Source organism: Mycobacteroides saopaulense (genome assembly GCF_001456355.1).
GTDB classification, from domain to species: Bacteria; Actinomycetota; Actinomycetes; order Mycobacteriales; family Mycobacteriaceae; genus Mycobacterium; species Mycobacterium saopaulense.
This window is the reverse complement of sequence record NZ_CP010271.1, coordinates 1,128,379-1,150,567: the sequence shown is the minus strand read 5'-3', so window position 1 is coordinate 1,150,567 and position 22,189 is coordinate 1,128,379. Positions and strand designations below refer to the sequence as shown.

General features: G+C 63.6%; 24 protein-coding genes and 1 pseudogene. 15 read left to right on the top strand and 10 right to left on the bottom strand.

From position 1 onward, the window contains the following. Positions 1-56 precede the first annotated feature (56 nt). From MYCSP_RS05800 to MYCSP_RS05780, 5 genes and pseudogenes are all read left to right on the top strand, one after another. Entirely contained in the window at positions 57-389 is a 333-nt protein-coding gene (locus MYCSP_RS05800; protein WP_088413377.1) for a DUF485 domain-containing protein, read from the top strand. Next, a pseudogene (locus tag MYCSP_RS05795) lies at positions 386-2,018 on the top strand (solute symporter family protein). Before MYCSP_RS05800 ends, MYCSP_RS05795 begins: the two are co-directional and overlap by 4 nt. A 138-nt stretch (positions 2,019-2,156) precedes the next feature. Then, on the top strand, positions 2,157-3,365 hold the full coding sequence (locus MYCSP_RS05790; protein ID WP_088413376.1) for an MFS transporter: 1,209 nt from the start codon (positions 2,157-2,159) through the stop codon (positions 3,363-3,365). Positions 3,366-3,645: 280 nt separating this feature from the next. Further along, complete coding sequence (locus MYCSP_RS05785; protein ID WP_070913389.1) at positions 3,646-4,035, top strand: hypothetical protein; 390 nt, start codon at positions 3,646-3,648, stop codon at positions 4,033-4,035. A 102-nt stretch (positions 4,036-4,137) separates the two neighbouring features. Beyond that, positions 4,138-5,439, top strand: a complete 1,302-nt coding sequence (locus MYCSP_RS05780) for an acyltransferase family protein (RefSeq protein WP_088413375.1) — start codon at positions 4,138-4,140, stop codon at positions 5,437-5,439. On the opposite strand, the gene MYCSP_RS05775 is transcribed toward MYCSP_RS05780, so the two are convergent. Beyond that, on the bottom strand, positions 5,436-5,621 hold the full coding sequence (locus MYCSP_RS05775; RefSeq protein WP_070913294.1) for a DUF5302 domain-containing protein: 186 nt from the start codon (positions 5,619-5,621) through the stop codon (positions 5,436-5,438). The genes MYCSP_RS05780 and MYCSP_RS05775 overlap by 4 nt on opposite strands. A gap of 60 nt (positions 5,622-5,681) precedes the next feature. Here MYCSP_RS05775 and MYCSP_RS05770 point away from each other — a divergent pair, with 60 nt between their 5' ends. Genes MYCSP_RS05770 through MYCSP_RS05760 form a run of 3 tightly spaced genes read left to right on the top strand, consistent with a single transcriptional unit; the run spans position 5,682 to position 7,877 of the window. Then, the gene (locus tag MYCSP_RS05770) at positions 5,682-6,530 is read left to right on the top strand and encodes a class I SAM-dependent methyltransferase (protein ID WP_083013856.1); all 849 of its coding nucleotides are present in this window, start codon (positions 5,682-5,684) and stop codon (positions 6,528-6,530) included. 2 nt (positions 6,531-6,532) lie between these two features. Beyond that, positions 6,533-7,054 (top strand): DUF1697 domain-containing protein, encoded by a 522-nt coding sequence (locus MYCSP_RS05765; protein WP_088413374.1) that lies wholly within the window; start codon positions 6,533-6,535, stop codon positions 7,052-7,054. 13 nt (positions 7,055-7,067) lie between these two features. After that, a complete protein-coding gene (locus tag MYCSP_RS05760) occupies positions 7,068-7,877 on the top strand; it encodes a class I SAM-dependent methyltransferase (protein ID WP_162266205.1) in 810 nt (269 codons plus the stop codon). A 12-nt stretch (positions 7,878-7,889) separates the two neighbouring features. Here the strand turns inward: MYCSP_RS05760 and MYCSP_RS05755 are convergent, their stop codons facing one another. Further along, the gene (locus MYCSP_RS05755) at positions 7,890-8,534 is read right to left on the bottom strand and encodes a class I SAM-dependent methyltransferase (protein WP_070913290.1); all 645 of its coding nucleotides are present in this window, start codon (positions 8,532-8,534) and stop codon (positions 7,890-7,892) included. Positions 8,535-8,591: 57 nt separating this feature from the next. Between MYCSP_RS05755 and tpx the strand changes: the two genes are divergently transcribed. Together tpx and MYCSP_RS05745 are read left to right on the top strand one after the other, a co-directional pair. Continuing rightward, positions 8,592-9,086: a thiol peroxidase gene (tpx, locus tag MYCSP_RS05750; RefSeq protein ID WP_005059496.1), complete on the top strand. Its 495-nt coding sequence runs from the start codon at positions 8,592-8,594 to the stop codon at positions 9,084-9,086. Positions 9,087-9,090: 4 nt separating this feature from the next. After that, entirely contained in the window at positions 9,091-9,903 is an 813-nt protein-coding gene (locus MYCSP_RS05745; protein WP_083013859.1) for a nuclear transport factor 2 family protein, read from the top strand. On the opposite strand, the gene MYCSP_RS05740 is transcribed toward MYCSP_RS05745, so the two are convergent. From MYCSP_RS05740 to MYCSP_RS05725, 5 genes are all read right to left on the bottom strand, one after another. Then, a complete protein-coding gene (locus MYCSP_RS05740) occupies positions 9,894-10,535 on the bottom strand; it encodes a TetR/AcrR family transcriptional regulator (protein WP_083013860.1) in 642 nt (213 codons plus the stop codon). The genes MYCSP_RS05745 and MYCSP_RS05740 overlap by 10 nt on opposite strands. Further along, positions 10,528-12,738 carry an MMPL family transporter gene (locus tag MYCSP_RS05735; protein WP_088415465.1) on the bottom strand — a complete coding sequence of 737 codons (2,211 nt, stop codon included), beginning with the start codon at positions 12,736-12,738 and terminating at the stop codon, positions 10,528-10,530. Before MYCSP_RS05735 ends, MYCSP_RS05740 begins: the two co-directional genes overlap by 8 nt. A 169-nt stretch (positions 12,739-12,907) precedes the next feature. Continuing rightward, positions 12,908-13,279, bottom strand: a complete 372-nt coding sequence (locus tag MYCSP_RS23050; protein ID WP_157886156.1) for a hypothetical protein — start codon at positions 13,277-13,279, stop codon at positions 12,908-12,910. Between the two features lie 69 nt (positions 13,280-13,348). Further along, positions 13,349-14,107, bottom strand: coding sequence for a hypothetical protein (locus MYCSP_RS05730; RefSeq protein WP_131822121.1), 759 nt, complete (start codon positions 14,105-14,107; stop codon positions 13,349-13,351). A gap of 354 nt (positions 14,108-14,461) precedes the next feature. Then, positions 14,462-15,121 (bottom strand): hypothetical protein, encoded by a 660-nt coding sequence (locus MYCSP_RS05725; protein WP_157886155.1) that lies wholly within the window; start codon positions 15,119-15,121, stop codon positions 14,462-14,464. A gap of 441 nt (positions 15,122-15,562) precedes the next feature. Between MYCSP_RS05725 and MYCSP_RS05720 the strand changes: the two genes are divergently transcribed. Genes MYCSP_RS05720 through MYCSP_RS05710 form a run of 3 tightly spaced genes read left to right on the top strand, consistent with a single transcriptional unit; the run spans position 15,563 to position 17,872 of the window. Next, entirely contained in the window at positions 15,563-15,955 is a 393-nt protein-coding gene (locus MYCSP_RS05720; protein ID WP_088413371.1) for a hypothetical protein, read from the top strand. Positions 15,956-15,976: 21 nt separating this feature from the next. Further along, positions 15,977-16,552, top strand: coding sequence for a DUF3558 family protein (locus MYCSP_RS05715; RefSeq protein WP_088413370.1), 576 nt, complete (start codon positions 15,977-15,979; stop codon positions 16,550-16,552). A 27-nt stretch (positions 16,553-16,579) separates the two neighbouring features. Then, positions 16,580-17,872 carry a hypothetical protein gene (locus tag MYCSP_RS05710; RefSeq protein WP_088413369.1) on the top strand — a complete coding sequence of 431 codons (1,293 nt, stop codon included), beginning with the start codon at positions 16,580-16,582 and terminating at the stop codon, positions 17,870-17,872. On the opposite strand, the gene MYCSP_RS05705 is transcribed toward MYCSP_RS05710, so the two are convergent. From MYCSP_RS05705 to MYCSP_RS05695, 3 genes are read right to left on the bottom strand one after another with little or no spacing between them, the layout of a single operon-like run. After that, the gene (locus tag MYCSP_RS05705; RefSeq protein ID WP_083013866.1) at positions 17,869-18,360 is read right to left on the bottom strand and encodes a VOC family protein; all 492 of its coding nucleotides are present in this window, start codon (positions 18,358-18,360) and stop codon (positions 17,869-17,871) included. The genes MYCSP_RS05710 and MYCSP_RS05705 overlap by 4 nt on opposite strands. 30 nt (positions 18,361-18,390) lie before the next feature. Further along, on the bottom strand, positions 18,391-19,725 hold the full coding sequence (locus MYCSP_RS05700) for a wax ester/triacylglycerol synthase domain-containing protein (RefSeq protein ID WP_088413368.1): 1,335 nt from the start codon (positions 19,723-19,725) through the stop codon (positions 18,391-18,393). Between the two features lie 7 nt (positions 19,726-19,732). Then, complete coding sequence (locus tag MYCSP_RS05695; RefSeq protein ID WP_088413367.1) at positions 19,733-21,277, bottom strand: ArnT family glycosyltransferase; 1,545 nt, start codon at positions 21,275-21,277, stop codon at positions 19,733-19,735. A gap of 39 nt (positions 21,278-21,316) precedes the next feature. Here MYCSP_RS05695 and MYCSP_RS05690 point away from each other — a divergent pair, with 39 nt between their 5' ends. Together MYCSP_RS05690 and MYCSP_RS23585 are read left to right on the top strand one after the other, a co-directional pair. Beyond that, a complete protein-coding gene (locus MYCSP_RS05690; protein ID WP_083013869.1) occupies positions 21,317-21,832 on the top strand; it encodes a DoxX family protein in 516 nt (171 codons plus the stop codon). Positions 21,833-21,950: 118 nt separating this feature from the next. After that, positions 21,951-22,076 carry a hypothetical protein gene (locus MYCSP_RS23585; RefSeq protein WP_005059458.1) on the top strand — a complete coding sequence of 42 codons (126 nt, stop codon included), beginning with the start codon at positions 21,951-21,953 and terminating at the stop codon, positions 22,074-22,076. The last annotated feature ends 113 nt before the right edge of the window (positions 22,077-22,189 follow it).

Below are 22,189 nucleotides of genomic sequence, written 5' to 3'. Positions count from 1 at the left end.
CTCAGCCCTCATTACGCTCTCCCAGCACCCTGACAGGTATCCATAAGGAGCCAGCGTTGACCGCTATCGATCCTCCCGAGCTGTCCACCGACAGAGCCCTGGAAATCCAGGCCAGCCCCGAGTTTCACGAGCTCCGGAAAACGTTGCGCCACTTCATTTTTCCCATGACGGCATTTTTTCTGGGGTGGTACGGCCTGTACCTGGCGCTGGGTGCGTTCGCTCATGACTTCATGGCCATCAAGGTCGTCGGCAACATCAACGTGGGGCTCGTACTCGGTCTCGGCCAGTTCCTCACCACATTCGTCATCACCGGCTTCTACGTCCGGTTCGCCAACCGCGAGTTGGATCCGCGAGCGGCGGCCATCCGCGCCGAGGCGGAAAAGGCATGACCACACCGTCGATCATGGCGGCCGAGACCATCGGCAATCCCGCCACCAACATCGCGATATTCACTCTCTTCGTCGTCGTCACCCTCTACCTCGTCATCCGGGCCAGCGGAAGCAGTAAGACCGCCGAGGGATTCTTCACCGGCGGCCGCGCCTTCTCCGGTCCACAGAACGGCATCGCGATAGCCGGCGACTACCTTTCTGCCGCAAGCTTTCTCGGCATCGCCGGGGCCATCGCGGTACGGCTACGACGGCTTCTTGTACTCCATCGGATTCCTGGTGGCGTGGTTGGTGGCTCTGCTGCTTGTCGCCGAATTGCTGCGCAACACAGGAAAATTCACCATGGCCGACGTGTTGAGCTTCCGGCTCAGGCAGCGCCCGGTCCGGCTGGCGGCAGCCACCTCGACCCTCACGGTGTCGTTGTTCTACCTGCTCGCCCAGATGGCGGGCGCCGGCGGCCTGGTGGCGCTGCTGCTCAATATCCACGGCCGCGTGGGCCAATCGATCGTGATCGGCGTGGTGGGCGTGCTCATGATCGTCTATGTCCTGGTAGGCGGCATGAAGGGCACCACCTGGGTGCAGATCATCAAGGCGGTGCTGTTGATCACCGGCGCCGCGCTGATGACGGCGGCAGTGCTGGCCAAGTTCGGTTTCAACTTCTCCGACATCCTCGGGGCAGCGCAGCACGCCGTTTCCGGCAGCCACACCAAAGGTGTTGCCTCCCGCGATGTTCTGGCGCCCGGCGCACAGTACGGCGGCTCGTTAACGTCGAAGATCAACTTCCTGTCACTCGGCCTGGCCCTGGTGCTCGGCACTGCCGGCCTCCCCCATGTGCTGATGCGCTTCTACACGGTGCCCACCGCCAAGGAGGCTCGCCGTTCGGTGGTGTGGGCGATCGGGCTGATCGGCGCCTTCTACCTGTTCACCTTGGCGCTCGGCTACGGCGCCGCGGCACTCGTGGGTCCCGATCGCATCCTGGCCGCCGCGGGCGGTCAGAACTCGGCTGCGCCACTGTTGGCCTTCGAACTCGGCGGGGTGATACTGCTGGCGGTCATCTCCGCGGTGGCCTTCGCAACCATCCTCGCGGTGGTAGCCGGCTTGACGATCACCGCGTCAGCATCCTTCGCGCATGACATCTATGCCTCGGTCATGAAGGGACACAACGTTTCCGAAGAGGAGCAGGTGCGGGTATCGCGGATCGCGGCGGTGGTGCTGGGCATCATCGCGATCGGACTCGGCATCCTGGCCAACGGGCAGAACGTCGCGTTCCTGGTCGCCCTGGCGTTCGCGGTCGCGGCCGCGGCCAATCTGCCGACCATCCTGTACTCGCTGTACTGGCCGCGCTTCAACACCCGCGGTGCGCTGTGGAGCATGTACGGCGGCTTGATCTCCACCATCGTGCTGATCGTCTTCTCGCCCGCCGTGTCCGGCGCGAAGACGGCGATGATCCCCGGCGCCGACTTCGCCTGGTTCCCCTTGGCCAACCCGGGCATCGTGTCGATTCCGCTGGCCTTCCTACTGGGCATCGTCGGGACGCTCACGTCCAACGACAAGGGCGACCCCGGATTGAACGCCGAGATGGAGGTGCGCTCGTTGACGGGCATCGGGGCGGAGAAGGCCGTCCAGCACTAACCACCGCACTCCCCCATCCCGGCCCTCTTGCGCTATCCCGGCCGAGATGACATTCACGCTGGTCTTTGGGCACCAATTGCCCGCATAAATGTCATCTCGCGGGAACAACCTCCGGCGGCCGGTGACTTACATTGGGGTGTGATTGCCCGTCTGCGCCGTTCGGCTGCCTTCATCCTGCTGGCGTTCAGCTTCTCCACCGTCATGATCGGCACCACGATGCCGACCCCGATGTACGCCTTGTACTCGCAGCAGATGCACTTTTCGGTGCTCACCACCACGGTTGTCTATGCCACCTATGCCGCCGGGGTGCTGTTCGCGCTGCTGATGTTCGGCGGCTGGTCCGATGTTCTCGGCCGTCGCCCTCTGTTGCTGACGGGCGCCGGATTCGCCATCCTCAGCTCGGTCATCTTCCTGTTCGTCGACTCGGTTCCGCTGCTGCTGATCGCGCGCATCGTCTCGGGCCTGTCGGCAGGCTTCTTCACCGGTGCGGCCACCGTCGCTGTCATCGAGGCAGCACCCGAGCAATGGCGGGGGCGGGCGGCGGCGGTGGCGACCATCGCCAACACCGGCGGCCTCGGGCTCGGCCCGCTGGTGGCCGGCATCCTCGTGCAGTACGCGCCCTGGCCGACACACCTGGCGTTCATCGTTCATATCGCGCTCGTGTCGATCGCCGTGGTGGCGCTGCTGCTGGCACCGGAAACCGCGCCCAAGCACGGAAAACTTGGTGTGCAACGCCTTTCGCTTCCTCCTCAAGTCCGCACGACATTCGCGGCTGCGGCTACAGCGGGCTTCGCCGGCTTCGCGGCACTCGGGTCATTCACCGCCGTGGCCCCCGGATTCCTGTCCACGGTGATCGGCATCGACAACCATGCGGTCGCCGGGGCGAGCGTCTTTCTGACGTTCGGATCTTCTTGCGTGGCACAGATTCTCGCCCGTCAGGTGCCTGCGGCCAAGGCCCTGGTCATCGGCTGCGCCATCCTGCTGACCGGCATGCTGCTTGTGGTGGTGGCGCTGCACACCTCCTCGCTGCCGTGGTACCTGGCCAGCGCGGTGGTGGTGGGCATCGGGCAGGGCATCAGCTTCAGCCGTGGGCTGGCCTCGATCGCCGACCGCACCCCCGAGGACAACCGCGCCGAGGTGACCTCCAGTTACTTCGTGGTCGCCTACATCGGCATCGCGCTGCCGGTCATCGGCGAGGGCCTGGCCGCCCAGGCGTGGGGTCTGCGCACCGCCGGTGTCACCTTCGCCCTCGCGGTGGCCGCGCTGGCGGCGCTCTGCCTGATCGCCGTCATCTGGCAGGAGCGCCCGCGCCGGATACAGGCGGTGGAGCCGGCGACCACCGGCTAATCAAGATCTGTTGCCGCCACACCGCATGAGCACAGCTGCGATGGCGAAAAGGTAGGTAGCGCAGCATAGTTCGCAGGTCCAACCTAGACACTCGGGTCAGAAACCGTTCATCCGATAAGGGTTGTCCGGGCCGCGAATCGGCGCTAGGTTGTCGGCGACCCCCGCCTACTCCGGGGTCATAACCGGTCTTTTCAGAAGGAGTCGATGGGTCGTGCCTGAAGTCGTGCCGGATGACGGAGAAGCCCCAGTCATTGTCAGCCTTGTCGATGCAGCGGTGCACATGTACTCATCCGCCATCGACACCTTGCCCGAGCCCAGCGACCCCGAGTACGGAGAACGCGTCGCCGTTGTTCTCAGCGGGCTTCGCAAGCTTGAGGGCGCGATCGCGAAGGCCGCCAGCCGTAGCCGCGTGACGCCCTCGGTCGTCGTCGCGCTGAGCGGAGTGCGCCATCGCTACGACGACCTGATGAAGGACGCCGCCAACAGCCCCAGCGCCACGCTGGGCCAGCGCCTCTACACCGCTCGCCGGCGTGCGCGGCTCACCGCGCAGGAGACCGCCAACGGCGCCGGTCTGAAGGTGGGCTTCCTGACGGCGATCGAGTCCGAGGAACCCGTCACCGAAGACGAGGCCGCCAAGATCAAGGACCTCATCGCCGCTCTCGGCGGCTAGTTCAGGTAGGTACCTTCTCGCCGACACGGCAGGGGAAACTACCTAGCGCAGTCGCGTAGCCACGCGCTGTGTCGGGGTGGGCCGCTCGGCGACGCTGGGTGCATGACGATGACTCTGGGCCTGCCCACCGCCGATGAGGTGGGCGCAGCCACCCCGACCACGCGTGACCGCGCACTCGACGTGATCCGGATCGTGTCGCTGGCCGGCGTGGTCCTCGGGCACACCGTCATGGCGGTGAGCACCATCGACAACGGCGTGCTGCTCTGGGGCAACCTGCTCAACGGCCGCCCCATTTTCCAGGCGCTGACCTGGGTTTTCCAGATCATGCCGCTGTTCTTCTTCGCCGGTGTCGCGGCCAGCGTGGGGTCCTGGAAGCCCGGAACCAGCTGGGGGTCCTGGCTGATGCATCGCTGCACCCGGCTGTATCGCCCGGTGTTCTACTACGTGGGCTTCTGGGCGCTGGCGCTGGTGATTCTCCGGCAGGTCCTGCCTCTGCATGTCTATGAGCCGGTCGCCGGTGTGAGCACCCAGCTGCTGTGGTTCCTCGGGGCCTACGTGCTGGTGCTGGCGGCGGTGCCGCTGTTGGCCCGGATCACGACGACACGTGCGATGTTCACGGCGCTCGCAGGAATCTACTTGGGCATCGCGGCGGTGGACGTGCTGCGACTCGGCCTGGATGCATCCAAGGGGATCGGGTACGTCAACTTCGTGGTGTGGCTGCTGCCGGCGGTTTTGGGCGTGGGGTACCGCCGTCAGCTGATCACCCGGAAGGCGGCCCTGGCGCTGGCCGCGGCCGTTTTCGCGATCAACATCGCCCTGGTGACGTTCGGCCCGTACACCATCAGCCTGGTCGGCGTGGCCGGCCAGAAGGTGCCGAACATGATCCCGCCGTCGCTGGTGCTGGCCGGGCACGCAATCATCCTGTCCGCCCTTGCTATCGCGGCGATGCCGGCCATCAACCGGTGGGCACAGCGTCCACGCGTGTGGTGGGCGGTGGCCATCGGCAACTCGGGTGCGATGACGCTGTACCTGTGGCACATGCCCGCACTCCTCGGCATGCATCTGGTGTTCGACTTCCTCGGGTTCCCCCGATATGACACCGCCGCACCGAATTTCATCACCCTGTCGGTGCTCCAGGTGGCGACGATGGTCCTGCTGGTGACCGGACTGTTCCTGGCCCTGCGGCCGCTGGAGAACAACCCGCTACCCGGCTGGGATGGCGGCTATGTCGCACACCCCGGCCCACGCAGCGCCGTCGTCGGGATAGCGCTGATGGCCGCGGGCGGATTCACCTTGGCCTCAGTGGTCTGGGGACTCAAGGGATTTGGCCTCGTGTGCTGGCTGGTAGTGCTGGCCGGGCTGGTCGTCGCCCGGCTGCTGGCCAGTGAGAAGAAGGCCGTCTAGCCGCTCTTACGACGGAATTCGCGATGCGAGCCGGCCCGGCCGTGTGCATGGGTCGGCTTGCTTCCGGTGTCCTTGTGATCGGCGGCGGAGCTGGCCTTGGTGTTCTTGCGCTCAAGGGCCTCGCGGAACTTGCGCTTGGCCTCGTCCGCGGCCGAGTCGCCGCTCCCCTTCGAATCGGTCATAGCCGTCAGCCTAACCAAGGGGCGGCCCGGTCGTCGCCCCATTTCACTAGCATCAGGTTCATGACCGAGTCCGATGCTCTTCGCCCAAGCGGCTCATCGCGGATCAGCGGAGACAGCCTGGACGGCGTCTCGGCTACCACCCTGTGGACACTGCACAATCGCGGCACCGAGGCCAAGCGCCCCGACAGTCTCATCCAGGACCCGCTGGCCGCGGAGCTCTTCGACGCCATCGAGTACGACTACCGCAAGTTCGGTCGCCCGTCGCAGTCCCACGCACTCAGGGCATTGTCGTTCGACTCGCAAGCACGGGTGTATCTCGCAACGCACCCCAGAGCGGCGGTGGTGGCCCTCGCGGAGGGCATGCAGACGAGCTTCTGGCGGCTGGGCGGCGACAAACCCACGACGCAATTCACCTGGTATTCAGTGGATCTACCGCCGGTGATGGAGCTGCGCGACCAACTGCTGCCCAAGAACGAGGGGATCGTGAAGCTGGCCCAGTCGGCCCTCGACCTGAGCTGGATGGATCGGGTCGACGACTCGGGCGGTGTGTTCATCACGGCCGAGGGGCTGCTGATGTACTTGCGACCCGAGGAGTCACTGGGACTGATCGAAGCCTGCGCCAAGCGCTTTCCCGGCGGACAGATGATGTTCGACAGCATCCCGCATTGGTTCAGCAAGCGCACCCTACAGGGGTTCAAACTCTCGGACCGCTACGTGGCCCCACCGATGCCGTTCGCGCTGACAGCCGATGAGGGTGAGTCACTGACGTCCATTCCCGGAGTGTCCGCGGCCATCGACATCCCGTTGCATCCGGGCCGTGGAATCTGGAAGTTCGTGAACGCCAAGCGTCTTGATCGCGGATTTCTGCGTAGAACCCGGCCGTCCATGACACTGCTGCAGTTCGGATAACCGTGACCAGATACGCCGCCTTGCTGCGCGGAGTGAACGTTGGTGGCATCACGATGAAGATGGCCGATGTCCGCGATGCCCTCGCCACTGATGGATTCGCAGGTGTGACAACGATTCTCGCCAGCGGCAACGTACTGCTCGACGCAACCGAGCCCGCGGCCGCGGTCAAGGAACGACTGCAGCAGGTACTCGGCGATCGCTTCGGCTACGAGGCATGGGTGCTGGTGTACGACCTGGACACCATCGGCCAGATCATCGCGGCATTCCCGTGGGAGCCCGAGATCGAGGACGTGCATTCGTACGTGATGTTCTGCAGCGAGCCCGAGGTGCTTGCCGAACTGGCCGGCCTCGATACCGAGCTCGACGAGAACGAACGCATCGCCGCCGGCGATGGGGTGCTGTACTGGCAGGTGCCCAAGTCGCAGACCCTGAGCAGCCCCGTCGGCAAGACGATGGGCAAGAAGCGATACAAGTCGACGACCACCACCCGCAACCTGCGGACGTTGCACAAGCTCGTTCGCTAGTAGTGTGGCTGGCATGGCTGCCATTGATGCCCGCCACCTCGACGGGGTGTCCGAAACCGCGCTCATCACTCTGCGCCAGCGCGCCGAAGAGGCGGCCCGGCCCGATGGCGTGATCGACGATCCGATGGCCGTCGTGGTCTACGAGAGCCTGGATTACGACTACCACCACTTCGGCCGGACACATCAAGGTATTGCGCTGCGGGCGTTGACATTCGACAACGTCACCAACGAGTACCTGGCCGATCGTCCGCGTGCCACGGTGGTGGCGCTGGCCGAGGGATTGCAGACCAGCTTCTGGCGTATCGACAACGGCGAGCTGAAGTGGGTGACGGTCGACCTGGAACCCATCGTGCGGTTGCGTCAGCAGTTGCTCCCCCCGTCGGACCGGCTCCGTTACATCGCACAGTCGGCACTCGACTACTCCTGGATGGATCAGGTCGACGCCTCCGAGGGTGTGGTGATCACCGCCGAGGGCCTGTTCATGTACCTGGAACGCGACGTCGTGTTCGATCTCATCGCCGCCTGCGCCAAACGCTTCCCCGGTGGCTGGATGGCGTTCGACACCATCCCGTGGTTGATGAGCGTGTATTCGCAACGGCGGGGCTGGAAGCTGAGCAAGCACTACACGGTGCCGCCGATGCCGTTCTCTTTCACCGCCCACCAATACGACGAGCTACGTGCTCTCGACGGTGTGCGCGCGGTCCGCGAGGTGCGGATGCCACCCGGCCGCGGAAACTTCCTGAAGCTGGCCACGCCGCTGTTCTACGACCTGCCCTTCTCCGACCGGATCAGGCCGGCGATGACCGTCGTCGAATTCGGTTGATCCGCAGACGTTCTAGGCGGGTTTGACCGCGCGTCCGATCACGATCGACGAGGACGGCATCGGGATACCCATCACCTTGAGCCAGTCATCCCGCTGCCCCTCGATCTGGAACCCGGCGCGTTCGATCGCGCCCAGCGTGTCTCGGTGGGTGTGGCAGTTACCGAACAGTCTCGGCCAGAACGTCGCGTCGACGGCGCGCTGCACCAGCCCGAGCGCACCGTCGTGGGCTACATGCTCGAAGAAACGCACCTCTCCGCCCGGCTTGAGCACCTCGAAGGCCTGCGCTGCGGCACGGTCGGGATCGCTCACCGAGCACAACACCAGCGAGCACACCACCGCGTCGAATCGGTCCTCCCCGGTGACCGCAAGATCCTCGAAGACACCGGCGGTCACCGTCACCGGGATCGCCGCACCGGCCGCCGCGTCCTCGGCTTGCGGGCGCAGCCTGGATTCGGGTTCGAGTGCCGTCACCGCGGTCACCGTGTTCGGGTACAGCGGGAAGTTCGAGCCGATCCCCGCACCCACCTCCAGCACGTGCCCCGTCAGGCCTCGCAAATTCTCGGCACGCAGCTCTTTGATCTCCGGAGGCTCGCGTCGCGCGATGGCGGACCACATTGCCGAGAAGAATTTGTTATCGAAGCTGACGGGCGTCGTCATGCCTCCAACCTAGCCCCGCTGATGCCACTGGCACCCGAACTCTGGAACACTGGGGCCATGGCACAGATCACGTTGCGCGGAAACCCCATCAACACGGTCGGCGAGCTTCCCGCTGTCGGCTCTCCTGCCCCGGCATTTGAGCTGGTAGGCGCCGATCTCGGCCCCGTCACCAGCGATCAGTACCGGGATAAGCCGGTGATCCTCAACATCTTTCCTTCGATCGACACCCCGGTCTGCCAGGCCAGCGTGCGCACCTTCAATCAGCGTGCCGCCGAGGCCGGAGCGCCGGTGCTGTGCGTGTCCAAGGACCTGCCGTTTGCCCAGAAGCGTTTCTGCGGCGCCGAGGGCATCGAGAACGTCGGCACCGCGTCCGCGTTCCGCAGCTCTTTCGGCGAGGACTTCGGCGTCACCATCGCCGACGGCCCGATGACCGGACTGCTGGGACGCGCGATCGTCGTCATCGGCGCCGACGGCAACGTCGCCTACACCGAGTTGGTCCCCGAGATCGCTCAGGAACCCGATTACGACGCGGTGCTCGGCGCACTGTCCTAAGACTGTGTCCAGCGCACCATTTGCCGACGAGCTGCTGGCGACCGTTCAGGCGTCGCCGGCAGCTGTCGGTGCTCATGACAAGGACACCTGGGTCGGCCTGTTCGCCACCTATGGCCAGGTGAATGACCCGGTGGGGTCGCGGCCACATATCGGCGAATCCGCGATCGGCAAGTTCTACGACACCTTCATCGCACCGAACACCATCGTGTTCGAAGTCGAAAACGATGTGGTCGCCGGGATGTCGGTGTTACGCGATCTGACCATCCATACGACCATGTCGACCGGTGTCACGATGCATATCCCGATGCATCTGCGGTATGACGTGGTCGAGGACGGTCCGGCCGCATCGCTAAAGATCGACCGCCTGTTCGCCTACTGGGAACTGCGCGCCATGATCGGCCAGCTGTTGGGCGCGGGCGGTGACGGACTGCTCGCGAGCGTCAAACTGGGGCCACAGCTGCTGAAGAATCAGGGACTCAACGGGGTGCTCGGATTCATGCGCGGGCTCAAGGGTGTGCGCGAGGCGGGCAAGCAGCGCGTGCAGGAACTGGCTGCGGCCCTGCGCGGCCGCGATGTTCCCACAGTGACCACGCTGCTCTCCCCCGAGGCCTCCCTCTCCCTGGATGGGGTATCCGATGCTTCGCTGGCCGAGTTCGCCTCGGAGGCAGGCTCTTTGACCGTTGACAAGCTGCTGGCCGCGGGCTCTTCGGTATCGGCCACGGTGCATTTGGGCGATCGTCGCGGCGTAGGGCTCTTCGAGTTCTCCGACAACTCGGCGGCGCCGGGCACGCTGGCGTCGGCGCGGCTCTATTTCTGACGGGGCAGTAAACCGCTCAGGTCGATGTCGCTGACCGCCTGCCCCAGGCAGGCCACACGTAAGGCGTTGTCGGCGAACAGTTCCGCGTCTCCCCATGGCAGGTGCGGTTTGGTGACCAACATCGAGGCCACTCCGTGCGCCGTGGTCCAGAGCTGCAAACCCATCGCTACCGTATCGCCGTCCGGATAGAAACCCTCGGCGACGAGTTCCAGAACACCCTTGTGTAGATGCGCGAACGCCGCGCTGACCAATGTCTCGTCCAGCTCACTGTCGTTGCGCGGCGGTGCGGACGTGGCCAGCCGATACATCAGCGGTGTCGCGATGGCGAAACGGACGTAGGCCATACCCTGCGCGTGTAAGCGCTCCAGTGCGGTCGGCTGATCCACGGCGGCGGCCACCATCTCGTCGTCGAGCTGTTGGTAGTACTGCGCGCACACCGCGTCCATGAGCTCGTCTTTGTCCGCGAAATGCAGGTAGATCGACGGCGGTGTCACACCAATCTCGCGGGCCACCTCACGAATCGACGGCGCACGCAACTCCTTGGATTCCAGCACCAAAGCAATTGCGGCCCCGATGATCTCCTCGCGGAGCTGATCCCCTTCCCCGCGAGATGAACGCTGACGCTTAGTCACTGAATCCGATTCGCTCATGCAGCTTGACCAGCGGTTTGGGCGCCCACCAGTTGAAGCGCCCCAGCATTCGCATGAACGACGGCACCAGCAGCATGCGAATGATGGTGGCGTCGACCAGGATCGCGATCGTCAGTCCGGTACCGAACATGCGCATGAAGGACACCTGCGCCGCCATCAGTGCCGCGAAGGCGATCGCCATGATCAACGCGGCCGCAGTGACCACCCGCCCCGTACGGGCCACCCCGAGCGCTACGGCCTCGTCGTTGTCGGCACGCGTACGCCCAGACGCCATCCAGTACTCGCGGATGCGCGAGATGAGAAACACCTCGTAGTCCATCGACAGCCCAAACGCGATACAGAACAACAGCATCGGCATGGTGGCGACAATGGTGCCGGTCACTTCGGTTCCAAACCCACCCAGGTGGCCTTCCTGGAAGATCCAGATCAGCGCCCCGAAGGTCGCCGTGAGCGACAGTACGTTCAGAACAAGCGCCTTGAGCGGCAGCACCACCGAACCTGTCAGCAGGAACAGCAGCGCAAAGGTGACAACCGCGATGATCGCCAGCACCAACGGCAGCTTGTGCACGATGCCGTCGACGGCGTCACGGTCCAGCTGCGCGCCGCCGCCGATCTTGACGGTGACGTCGCCAGGACCGGGCAGTGCGTGGATGGCGTCGAGCTGAAGGTCGGCGGCATCGGTATATGGCTTGGCGCCCGTCTGGACCGTGAAAAGCGCTGTCCCATCCTTGATTCCGGTTGCACTCGACGGCGGGCCGACCTTCATGCCACGAATGAAGGCGCCGGTCGGCGCGGCCACCTCCTTGACGTCTTCGATCTTCGAGAGGTCCATGGCGTACCGGTCGATCTCCTGCGGCGGCAGCGTGCCGACGCCCTCGGCGATGACCGACAAGTTGGTGGAGCTGTTGTTGTTGAAGTTGCGGCGCATCTCGTTGCCCACCTGGTGCACCGAGGCCGATGCGGGGAGCACCCGATCATCCGGGAACCCGAACTTGCCGTCGAGGAACGGCAGCCCGAGAACTACCAGTGCCGTGACGATGACAATGGCAATCGGAACCGCCCGCGCCATAACCCGTTTGGTGTTGCGATACCAGAAGGTGTCGGTGACGGCCTTCGCCACCGGCTCGGGCCTGCCCAGAATCTTGCGGATGAGGCGGCGCACGTCGAGGGCATCGATCCGATCGCCCAGCAGGGTCACCACAGCCGGCACGATCACGAGCGCCGCGATCGCGCCGACGAACACCACGGCCACACCGGCATACCCGAACGACTTGAGGAAGTACATCGGGAACAAGATCAGCGCCACCAGCGCGAGGGCAACCGTCAGCGCCGAGAAGAGCACGGTGCGGCCCGCGGTGGTCATGGTCAGCACCAGCGCTTCGTCGCGCGGCTTGCCTGCACTCACCTCCTCGCGATAGCGGCTGATGATCAGCAGCGAATAGTCGATGGCGAGCGCCAATCCCATTGCCACAGCCAGATTCAGGGCGAACACCGAAACGTCGGTGACGTAGGTCAGACCGCGCAGGATCGACATGGCCCCGACGATGGAGAACACGCCCACGACAAGGGGGAGCAGGGCGGCGTAGAGACCGCCGAAGATCCAGACCAACACCACGAAGCTGATCGGAATCGCGATCGATTCCATGACCAATAGATCCTTCTCGGACTGCGTGACGATCTGGTTGTAGAGCGTGGCGACACCACCCGCCGTGACCGATACGCCATCGCGATCTACGGCGAGTGACTTGATGAGCGTGGCCGCGTGCTTCTGGGCGTCGTTCTCGCCTCCGGTCAGACCGGCGACGATCATCCCCGACTTACCGTCGGTGCCGAAGAGCTCTTCGGCCACCGGCGGTGGCGCCGTCCATGCCGAGGTCAGATTGAGCACCACGCCGGAGTCTTTGAGCTGGCGTTCCAGATCGCTTGCGACGGCGCGCATCTGTGAGCTTTTGACGCCCTGCTCGCTGGTGAGCATGAAGACCAGCGATTGGTCGCTGATGTCGAACTTGTCGGCGAGAACTCGTGTCACATAAGCGGACTCGGAATTGGGGTCCTGCTGTCCACCGGCGGCGAGGTGCTTGGTCACCGGTACGCCGAAGATGGCGGCCGCTATGGCGATGAGCAGTGCCGCGCCCAGGACCAGGCGCGGTGCCGCGATCACCGATCGAGCCAAACGTTCCAACATCGCCACGCCTTCCGCCGGAGAATAACGGCGTTAAGTTATCAGCGATAAGTTAACGGGTCAAGGTGGTCGCGTTGCTCACCGAATGGATACCGCACACAGGCCTTTCGGGCGTTTCACCTGCGTGCGGTATGCGCTCGGCGAACGAGGGTGCGTGGGGCAGGCAGCATCGCTATTCCCGATCTCGACCTAAACTTTCGGCCGTTGACCTCGTGAAGAAGATAGCTAATTGCGCCAACAGCAGCACCGAAATTATCACCAAAACTACTATTCCCAGAATCGCATGATCGCTTGTATACAGACTTGGGATCACCAATATCATTGCGACGATGAACATGCCAACTACTCCCACAGCTAAGACATCACCGATGCGTGCATGCTTACGGGTCAACGGGGCCAGTCGGCGCGCAGTAATACCGAAGGTGATAACCAGCATATAGCCAATTTCAACAGCTGCGACAACTACAGATTTTGCAGACAATCCGGCCAGATATACGGATACTAAACAGACCACCGTATACGCTACAAAGAGCGTCCAGGCCACGGTATTCCTTCGCGATCTTGTGAGCATCAATTTGAAGCCACGTTTCGCTGAATGCCGAAGATGTCCATTTTACTTGGCCTCCCAGCCCTGATCCAAGCTGTATGCACCATTGTTGACTGCGGGCCAACGGCCAGCCGGAGGCCCCGGGAAGAACTGTTGATCATTCGATTCATCTTTCAGAGACCGAATGCCCTTTGCCAAATCATTGCAACGCATTCCAAATGTAGTAATAAGGCTTGCCAGTCCACCGATTGCCGCAATGATTGCCGTCAGGCATACTGCCCAGCCTGGCACGGCAGTGACCACGCCGGCCAATGATATTAGCGCTGCCGCAAGAGCGACCAACGCGCCCACGACAAAGCCCATAACACCATAGAAGAACGTTTCGGCCGAATCATTCATATCATCGATTGTCTGCTTGGCCTTCTTGGCCATTGCTAACAGTTTCTCCATCGCATGCTGCTGTTGCTCTGACATCGCTGTGTATGCCTCGGCGCCGCTGCCTTCCCAGTGCCCACGCAAACCCATCTCTGGTTTGCCGAACTCCGCAACGATTTCCCCAGACAACTTCCGAATGATTGCATCCCATCCTGCTGGAACATTCTGTAGCTTCTGGATATCTTTAGCATCCTGGACCACGGGTTTGGTTTTATCTACCAACTCCTGTGTTTTATCTGCCACCCCGTTTCCACCCTCTCGGATGGCTCCGTCTAGGTGCAGATGTTTAGCCAGCCAAGAGTTCGCAACATCGTTGGCGCCGTTGCGAATTTTCCCCGGCCATGGTTCGATTTCCTGTAATTTCTCTACTAGTTCATATGGCCCAGACATTTTTCACTCCGCCCCCTTATCCTGTATTTCTAATGTTGCTAGTGGTCGTCGCTTCCTGCGCTTGATAGCCGTCCGCTATCGCCACTACAGCAGACGCAATTCCATGACAGGCCTTCGCACCTTCAGACGTGCGATCTTCGAAGGTCGTCTCGAACTCGCTGTACGCACTTAGGAATCCCGCCACGTTCGTGACTTCCTGACCGAAAACACCTATACCGGCTTTGTCCACCCTGACAGATGCAGAACCCTGTCCCACGGAACCTAGGCCATCACCTAATGATGTCCAATTCTTCGATTGGTTCCTCAGCCAGTCCACGTCTACCTTAATTCGCTCTGGTGACGGTGCCATATTTGCTAGCCTCCCTCATTTGTGTTTGTGGGCCTGGGATTAGACAGGCTCGCGATTGCTTCGTATCCGAAGCCCATCAACGATTGGACTGCCTGCTGTACTCGCTCTTGGGCTGCAGTACTCGGATCTATGTCGTTGGATCCACTCCGCGCTAACTCGAGGGCACGCATGACCTCTTGGGTGATTTCTATCCCCGATTTTCCAGCCGCCCAATCGGGATTCACCTTGCAACCAACGACCCACTTCTGCCTTAAGCGGAATGCCACCGTACGAACGACGGATTGGTCAGGAGCGTTCGCAGCCCTGGTCGCCAGTCGTAAGTCGTTCAGCGCCGCCGCCGCTTGATCGATTGTGTTCTGGAGATCCTCCGAAAAGCTCTCCACGCTGCGAGGAGGTCCACCGAACTCGCTCGACCTTGAATCCATGCCGTGGTCGAAGCCCCTGGGGTTGGCCAATAGATCCCCAATCGAGAGTTCTGGCAACTTCGACAGACCGTCGCTGTAAGCGGTCAGGACCGCTGAACCCAGTCCGCTCGCTGGTATCGCCCCCTCCCAACCCTGCTGGACTTGAACGCGAACAAGCTCTCTGTCTCCGGTCAGCTCCGCCGAGATAGTGCCGTTCGCGGCCACCCCGACCACAAGCTCGCCGTCTTCTCGACTGCCCATCTCAGATTCCCATCGTGTTTTACACGAGCCCACTGCTCGCAATTTCCAACGTCACCAGAAGCCATGCTTCGCCTAACTGATCCGACTAGGTTGCAGGCGTATCGGTTCCAACACCTCGGCGGTCCGCTCAACAGTCGTACCGAATTCAACTAAATATTGAGCAGGAGAGCCTGCTCAGGCCGCTTTTTCCTCTCACAACCCGGAGGATCTTCACGTAAGCGTCCGCGGTCTGCTTCATCAACCGACAACACGTCGATCATCGGCTGTTACCCAGCAGAGGCGGCGCCGATTATCTTCGAGCTAGGACCGGCGCCCTGCACAGTGCGCACCTGACGACCCGAGTTCCTCCTCATCCGAAAAACATGGAACCAAATCGGGCCAGCTGACGTCAGAGGTATGTGTAGGACAAATATGTCCGCTTGACCAGCGAGGGGAGCGTCCATGCCCGGCGAATCGGGACTCGACATGAACGAGCTGCACCTGGCGCCAGGGGCCGCTACGAAGGTGTCACAGGAGTTCAGCGCAACGGTAGACAAACTGGAGAGTCTTCGCCTGACTGCAGCGGCGTTCAACGCAGACGTAGGTATGGGTGGCTGTGCAGAGGGCACGTCGTGGAACGATGCTTTAGCTGAGTTAGTAACCGGTCCCTCCGAGTCGGTCGTCTCGGTCATTGATGCACACATCAAAACTGTGAAGACTTGGGCAGAGTGGGCCAAGGTCGCTCAAAACGAGTATGACTCTATGGAGCATCGGAATGCCGAATCATTCGAGCAGCTCAAAGGCGACACCATCGACAGCAACGGCCTTGGCGTCTACCCGCCACCCACCAGCTGACGAGTCAGGAAAACTCAACCCATGAGATGGATCACCGTAGTCGCCGCGTCGGCTGCACTTATCGCGGGATGCACGCATGACGGCATCCAGGGGTCACCTGCTGCAGGGTCAGCCTCGTCTTCGGTGTCTTCACCCGACGACTCCGTGATGACTACAACCACGCAGACAAGCGGTGATCCGGTCAAAGGAACCACTTTCGACGGCTGTGCCGCAGCGACAAGTGAGGAGCTCACCAGTTGGGAAGTCGATCCTGCCAGTAGGCAGGACGCGCACAGCATCGCCTTCGGGCAGAACGTTCGAGGTTGTATGTGGGTTGGCCCAAAATGGGGCATCAAGATCTACGCGGTCGATGCCAACTTGGACCAGCTTGGGCAACCCCAAAAGCGATTCGATCGGCAGGAACCAGTGCAGATTGGTTCGCGGTCGGGCTGGCTGGTTCACACGACGAGCGCCATAAGTTGTTCGATTGCCATTCCTTCTCAGCAGGGTGTCGCGTCCGTGCAAGTGGACTTGAAGACCGATCTCACCGAGCAGCACTACGACCAATGCCCGTTGGCCCTGCAGATCATGAAGCAGATCGAGCCGAAAATACCTTAGAGCCAGCCGTTTTCAAGAGGAGAAGACATGGGGAAGAAGCAGATCCAGAAGGAACACTGGGAAGGCCACGACCACCAGTCGATCTACAACGCCGCCCAGGCATTCCAGACCGGCAGCCCGCAAGCGGCCCAGGAATCGATCAACAGCATCGCCGAGCAACTGGGCGACATCATGCACACGCTCGGCGGCAAGGTGCAGGGCATGCTGGTCGAGGACTGGCGTGGGGCGGCCGCGAAATCCCTACAGGCCAACATGTCCGAGTATTTCCGGGCCTCGGAGAGAGGCATCATCAGCATTCGGCACGTGGCCGACAGAATGCCGCCGCTTGCCGACGCGATGAGCGCCGCCAAGCGGAGCATCGAGCCGCCGATGTCCGACGCCCAGGTCTCGCAGCTCAAGAAGTCGGGATCGTCGGACGCAGACATACAACAGCGGAAAAACCAAGAGCAGTTCTTTGCACGCCTTCAGATGGTCGGCCTGTTCAGCGAACCAGTGGTGCGCGAGGGCGATAACGTCACCGATGTTCGTCCCCCACAGGGCAATAATCCGGGGAACATCACGCTGCAAGAGCCCACAAATCGTCCCGAAGGCACCGGCACCGGCGGCGGCAACAACACCGGTGGAAGCGGCCAGAACGGCGGTACAGGCGGACAGGGCTCGGGTGATTTGAGCAAGCTCACCAATGGCCTTGCCGACAAGGACACCAAGCCCGCCTTCAGCGACGGCTCGGGCGGTCAAGGGCAAGGCCAAGGCGCGGGTTCGGGTGGCGGCAGCGGCGCAGGCGGCGGCAGTCCCCAAAGCGGCTCGGGCGGCTCGGGCAGTGGCCTGGGCAATGCGCTCAGCGGCCTCGCGGGCGGCCTGGGCAAGGACGGCTCCGGCCTGGCGCCCGGCACCACCACCTCAGCAGGCTTCAACTCGCCATCGGGCTCAGGCTCGGGCACCGGAACCCTCAGCGGCCCAGGCGCATTGCGCGGTGGAGCAGGAGTTCCCGGACCGGGAGCTGGCGGCACCAACCCAGCCGGCATCGGTGGCGCAGGAATCCGTGGCGGTGGAATCGGCATGGGTGGCATGGGCATGGCCCCCATGGGCGGCGCCCACGGCCGCGGCGGCAAGGGCGAAGACGACGACGAACACCAGACCCCGGAGTTCCTGATCAACTGGGACAACGGCAACGAGCTGTTCGGCGATCTACCCAAGGCATCCCCCGGCGTCATCGGCGACTGGAGCGAGCACGAGCGCGCCGAAAAGCAGCGTCGCGAGTCCGAGAAGCGCCGCTACAAGTCCATGGGCTGGAACGTCGACTTCGGCGACGAGGACTAGGAAGAAGCGCCCTTCGCCGCGGCCACCGCGTCCTTGGCGACGGCAACATCGAGCTTGCGCATGGTCATCATGGCCTGCATCGCCGCGTTACCGGTCACGGTGTCGGAGTGGAAGATCAGGTCGATCAGCTCGCGCGGAACCACCTGCCAGGACAGCCCGAATTTGTCCTTGAGCCAACCGCACTGGGACTCCTCTCCCCCGTTCGCGGTCAGCGCCTCCCAGTAGCGGTCGACCTCTTCCTGCGATGCGCAATCGATCTGGAACGAGATCGCCTCGTCGAAGGTGAACTGGGGGCCGCCGTTCAGCGCGGTGTACCGCTTTCCGTCGAGCTCGAACTCGACGGTGAGCACGGTGCCCTCCGGCATCGGCGTGTTCGGCCCGTAGTGGGTGACCTCAAGGATCCGGGAGTTGGGAAACACGGACACATAGAAGGTGGCGGCCTCTTCGGCTTGGGTGTCGAACCACAGGCAAGGAGTAATCGTCGGCATACCGGTATCGACCCCCGCCGACGGGAAAACTCATCGCAGCTGGCGGGAAACCTCGGTAAGCGCATCGGCCAACAGGTCTTCGTAATGGTCGGCATCCGGCATCACCGCCGCGCTGGTGTGCACGCTCACCGTGACGGCGTCGCCGATCCCGTGCACCCCGTGGGTCAGGCCCATCACCGGCGAGAGCGCCGGGAACCCAGCAGTGAACACCACCCGCCCACCGCCCAATGTCAGATCGGCGGCACCGCGCACCACACTGGACACCACGGTGTTGCCGGCGACGGTGGGCGGCATGAGGTCGAGATTGAAGGCGTTGACGCCGGCCCACATCATCGGTGCGGGCAGCGCCGCCCCGCCCGCGCGCTGTGCGACCAACACCGGATGCGCCGCGCGAAGACGCCTGCGTTCGATGCCGTCGGCAATCCTGCGTGCTCGCGTGCGCACGTCCGGCTCGTCCCAGCACAGGTCGACGCCCACATTCCTGAAGTTGTTACGCGCCAACGATTCCCCGGCGTCGGCGACGGTCACCTCGGCACCCAATCGCTCCGGCACCCACTGCCCGTGATGGCGCAGATACCGCGGTAGCGCCGTGCCGATCGCGGCCATGACCGCGACGGTCACGCTGACGTTGTCGGCGCGCAGCTCGTCGCGCGGCCGCACGATCATCCGGATCTCGCGGCGGTCATCGGGCCGCGTGTTGAGCGAAATCAGCGGGAAGCCGTGCGGTTCCGGCTCCAACTCACCGGCCGCGACAAGCTCCTGCTGACGCCGGTAGGCCACGTACCCACCCCGGCTCGCGCCCAGCAGTTGCCCCAGTTTGGCCGGGAAGCCCATCAGCCCGCGCAGGGCCGCGCGGGCCGGCACCTGGGGCAACGGCCCCTTCTCCGATACACCATCTCCGAACAAGGCCCGCGCGGCGGCGGTGGCCCGCCGACCGTCGGCCAACGCATGCGATACCTGCAACACCGCCACAAGCGCCGTACCGGCCGTCCGCGGCGCCCCGAGAACTCCAGGGAAAAGATGTAGATGCCAGGGGCTTTCGCGGATATCGACCGTGCTGGGCAGCAATGCGGCAATCGCGGATCGACACTGCGGCCAGCCGGAGTCGGGCAGCCTGTGCACCGTCACCGGCATCTGCGATTCATCGCGCGGAGCCCAATACGGGTAGTCGAGATGTCCGGGGACGTCGACGGCACGCACCCGCAAATCCGCGATCCGGGTCGCGCGTTCGGCGACCGTCTCGCACACCGCGGCGACATCCTCGGAGGGCGAGTCGAAGCAGAACAGCAGAAACTGGTCATTCGGGATCTTCGTCGACATCCAGTACATCTGGGCGTCGCGGGGCGCCATCTGTTCGATCGTCATCGCGCGACTACTTGTAGGTGCGCCAGTCGTCCCATAGCTGCTGCCACGGCGCAATTCTGCCGTAGTACCGGTAGACGTGTGCCTCGTCCTCGCCGGGGGCGTGGAGCAGCTCGATCCGCTGCACTCCCCGGAATCCTTGGGCAAGTTCGGGATCCGGATCGTCGACGCCGATGTACAGCATGTCCGTCATGGATTCCGGTGGTGCGCCAAAGTAGTAATAGCCACGGTGGAAGCTGTAGGCACGCAAGATCCCGTCACGTCCGGCTTCGACGTCATAGGCGGCAGCCATGGGGTAGATCTGCACGACCAAGGCCGTGCGGCCACGGATCTCCGGCGGTATCGAGTCGTAGGTGTCCCGTGCGATCTGGCGCAGCCCCTCGGTGGAGTGATCGCCTTCGGCGAGCATGGTGGGCCCCATCTCTCCGGCCCAGGAAAACCATCGCGCGGCGGTCGCTTCGGACACGATGGGCAGCCGGACGATCGCCATGATCACCGACGCTGCCGTCACCAACGCAATGAGTCCGTACACCACGCCGCGCACCGCCGGCCGGGTGGGACGCCACCGGGAAAGCCCGACCGCACCCGCGGCGATCAGTAGCGCATACAACCCCATGCCGTAGTAGGCGCGGCCGTGGGAGGCGAACATGAACAGCCCCACCAACGCCGCGGCCACACCCAGGTACCGGTAGGGCCGTAGCGACGGTGCCGCCAGCAGCGCCACGATTCCGGCCAGCAGCAGCACCAGTCCGATGACAGCCGAACCGACGAGCATGCCTACCAACAATGCCGCTCCGCGCTCGGACTCCGCGGCGACGATGCCGGCCATGCGCAGGTACGGCCATCCGTGGGTGGCCTGCCAGATAAGGGTCGGGACGGCGGTCACGACGACAACCGCCGCACCGATCCACAGTTGCCTGCGGCGCAGCAGCGCCCGTGGGCCAAACACCACCGCACCCAGCAGCACCGCAAGCCATAGGGCCGGGATCAGAAACTTGGTCTGCAGGCTGATCGCGGTGACGATCCCCGCCCAGAGCAGCAGCCGATCCTCGGGTAACCGTTCCCGCAGGCTGCGGGTCCAGCGCACCAGCAGCCAGCACACCGTGGACCACAGCGCCGGATCGATCGCCGGTGTCTGCAGCCAATGGGCCAGGATCTGGAACATGGCGGTGGCATAGGCAATAGCCGATACGGACTGAGTGAGGCGCCCACCGCCCAGCTCGGCGGCGATCAACCCGCACATCAGCGTCCCGATAGCCACTGCCGCGGTAGCCGACAGGCGCAGCACCCATAACGAGCCGGGTGCGATGTTGTCGGCCAGGCCCGCGATGAAGGGCACCAGCGGCGGCTGGTCGAAGTATCCCCAGGACAGGTGGTCACGTCCGGCGACGATGAAGTAGGCCTCGTCGAAGAAGTATCCGTATCCCCTGCTGGCCCAGCCGAACACCAGGGCGGTGATCGCGGTGATGGTTGTCAGCTCGGCACGTGCGATGCGCACGGGCGGTATGCCGGGGATGTCGTTGCCGTCGTCGTACCGGGAAGTGACCGCCGCCATAGCGGATTCACCATAGCGCGCGTCCCCTAGAATTCCGGCGTGCCAAGTAAGCAGTACAGCGATCCGTTGACTCGCAACGATATTGGGCTGTTGATCCTGCGTGTCGCCGTGGGCGCGACGCTGTGCTGGAGTGGGCTGCACGTCGTATTCGCGTCCGAGCAGTTCGTGCAGATCGGCGCGGCGGCGAGCGCGTCCGCCGATCTGGCGGCGCGCGTGCTCGCGGGTACCTACAGCATCGGCGGCGCGCTGCTCGTCGCCGGGCTCCTCACTCCACTCGGCGGGAGCGCGGTACTGGGGTCGATGCTCTACGCCGCGATGTTGAGCTACTCGGCGCGGCACGACCTCTTTCCCTCCGGCACCGCCCTGCAGTTCCCTCTGGTGCTCGCCGCTGCCGCCGCGGCGGTGATCCTGCTGGGACCGGGCCGCATATCCGTGGACGGGCGTTTTGGCCGCGAAGAATGGCCGGCCGCGGTCTCATCGGTGCTGCTCATAGCCGGAATCGGCGGCGCGGTCGCGGCCTGGGTGCTCGTCAAGGGCACAAATCCGCTTTCTTAAGAGTTCAGCAAGGTCGCTCATGGTCCATGACCTGCGCCGATGCTCGTGGCGAAAATTGCCAGACTTTTCCGATTCGTGACTCAATGATTTCTTAATGGTGACCCCTACTGTCAAGTACATGACGAACGAGGAATTCGGTGCCACGGTCATCGAGATCGACTTCGAAGCCATCTACAGCGGCGAGCTGCTGGTCGAGGGCGACAACACGGAGCAGACCGATGAGTGGTTCCCGCTAGCCGTATAACGGCAGGTTGGCGAACCCCCAGAGGGGGGACGCATCGGCGAGGCGCGTAGCGCATCGCATGCCGGGCCCAGTCCCGGATGTTTCTCACTCAATCCGTTCAATAAGCGAGGGCA